General features: G+C 67.1%; 1 protein-coding gene. It reads right to left on the bottom strand.

Annotated elements, in window-relative coordinates; genetic code table 11:
• Nucleotides 1-387 precede the first annotated feature (387 nt).
• Nucleotides 388-1785 (bottom strand): aspartate aminotransferase family protein, encoded by a 1398-nt coding sequence (locus DD1DGNOD_RS05410; protein ID WP_131765537.1) that lies wholly within the window; start codon nt 1783-1785, stop codon nt 388-390.
• Between the last annotated feature and the right edge of the window lie 53 nt (nt 1786-1838).

Here is a 1838-nt window from a genome sequence, read left to right as displayed (position 1 = left end):
GCCATCCACTGTAGGTTCCTCAAGACCTCCGAGCCCGCGAGGAAAACCATGATCGCGTACTCTTCGGCCAACCAGGTTCCTCAAGACCTCCGAGCCCGCGAGGAAAACCATGATCGCGTGCTCTTCGGCCAACCAGGTTCCCTAAGCACGAGAAGGCCGCTGACAAGCAGCCTAGACCACGGATTACGTCTTCGTCAGAAGGATTTGAAACGGAAACCATACCGAAGTATCCCTTGAACGCCATATCCTCGGTCATCCCGCAGGCATCCCTCGGGCACTCCCAGCAGGTTGATCAGGCGACCCGGCGGCCGGAACGGCCCAGGCTCCACCTGGACGCTGCGGCCGGCGGCGTGCGGCGAACCGCGGCCGCCGTCAGGAGGTGACCCGTCAGGAGGTGACGTCGCGGGCCAGCGCGTCGAGGGAGTCCAGGTAGCGGTCGACGTCGGCGTCGGTGTGCTGCACCGACAGCGTCCATTCCTCCTCCCTGCCCGGCGCCATCAGGACGCCCCGGTTGGCGTTGTACAGCCACGCGAGTTCCGGCAGAGCCGCGTTCTGATGCGCCATGAAGGAGGTGTAGTCGCGGATCGGCGCGTCGGTGAAGTGGACGCAGCCCTTCGAGCTGATCCCGACCGTGTAGCCGGGCAGCCCGTGGCGACGGAGGATCTCGTCGCAGCCGGCGATCAACAGGCCGCACAGCCGGTCCAGCCGGGCGTACGCCTCCGGGGTGAGGACCTCCAGCAGGCTGGCCCGGGCCGCGGCCATGGTCAGCGGATTGCCGTTGAACGTTCCGACCTGCTTGACCCGGTCCGACGCGACGATGTCCATGATCTCAGCGGTCGCACCGACGGCGCCGGACGGCAGACCACCGCCGAGCGCCTTGGCGAGAGTGACCATGTCGGGCACGACACCGAACCGCCCGGTCGCTCCCCCGGGCGCCACGCACAGGCCGGTCTTGACCTCGTCAAAGATCAGCACGATACCGTGACGCCGGGTGATGTCGCGGACGGCCTCCAGGTAACCGGGCTCGGGCAGGATCACGCCGAGATTCATCATCGCGGCTTCCATGATCACACATGCCGGTGGGCGCCCCTCGGCGACAAGCGCCTCGATCCGCTGCGCCATGGCCGGGGCGTCGTTGAACGGCACCGGCACGGTCAGGTCGACGACAGCCTGCGGGATGCCCTCGCCGTAGGCGAGTGACGCCATGTTGTCGGGCGGGCCGATCTCGTCGTAAGGAGTCCCGATGGAGACCATCACGTAGTCGTGATGGCCGTGATAGGAGCCGAAAATCTTGATGATCGTCTCGCGTCCGGTAACGGCCCGGGCAATCCGGATCGCATCCATGGTCGCTTCCGACCCCGAGTTGACATAGCGCCACTGCGGCAGCCCGAAGCGACGCGCCAGCTCCTCACTGACAATCACGGAGTCCTCGGTCGGCATGGCGAAGTGGCTGCCCAGCCCGATCCGCTCCTGTACCGCCCGGACGATCGCCGGATGCGCGTGCCCCTGCACCATCGACCCGAAGCCGTTGTGGAAGTCGCAGTACTCACTCCCGTCGACGTCCCACACCCGAGAACCACGCCCATGCGTCAGGTAGATCGGCCAGGGATCACGGGCCTGGTAGGACGACGGAACCCCGCCGGTCATCGACCGCACCGCCCGGGAATGCATCGCCTGTGAACCCGGGGTGCGTGCCTGCAGCCGCAGCTCCTCACGCTCGGTCAGAGCGGCCACGCGCCCGTCGCGGTGGGCCGGTGAGATGCCTGCAGACGCTGTTCCGGCCATGTTCTCCGCACCCCTCCCAATGACCCGGGGACTCGGGGACTCGGGGACTCGGG

The organism is Candidatus Protofrankia californiensis, assembly GCF_900634765.1.
Taxonomy (GTDB): domain Bacteria; phylum Actinomycetota; class Actinomycetes; order Frankiales; family Frankiaceae; genus Protofrankia; species Protofrankia californiensis.
The sequence above is the reverse complement of the archived record's forward strand: the minus strand, read 5'-3'. Positions and strand labels throughout refer to the sequence as shown.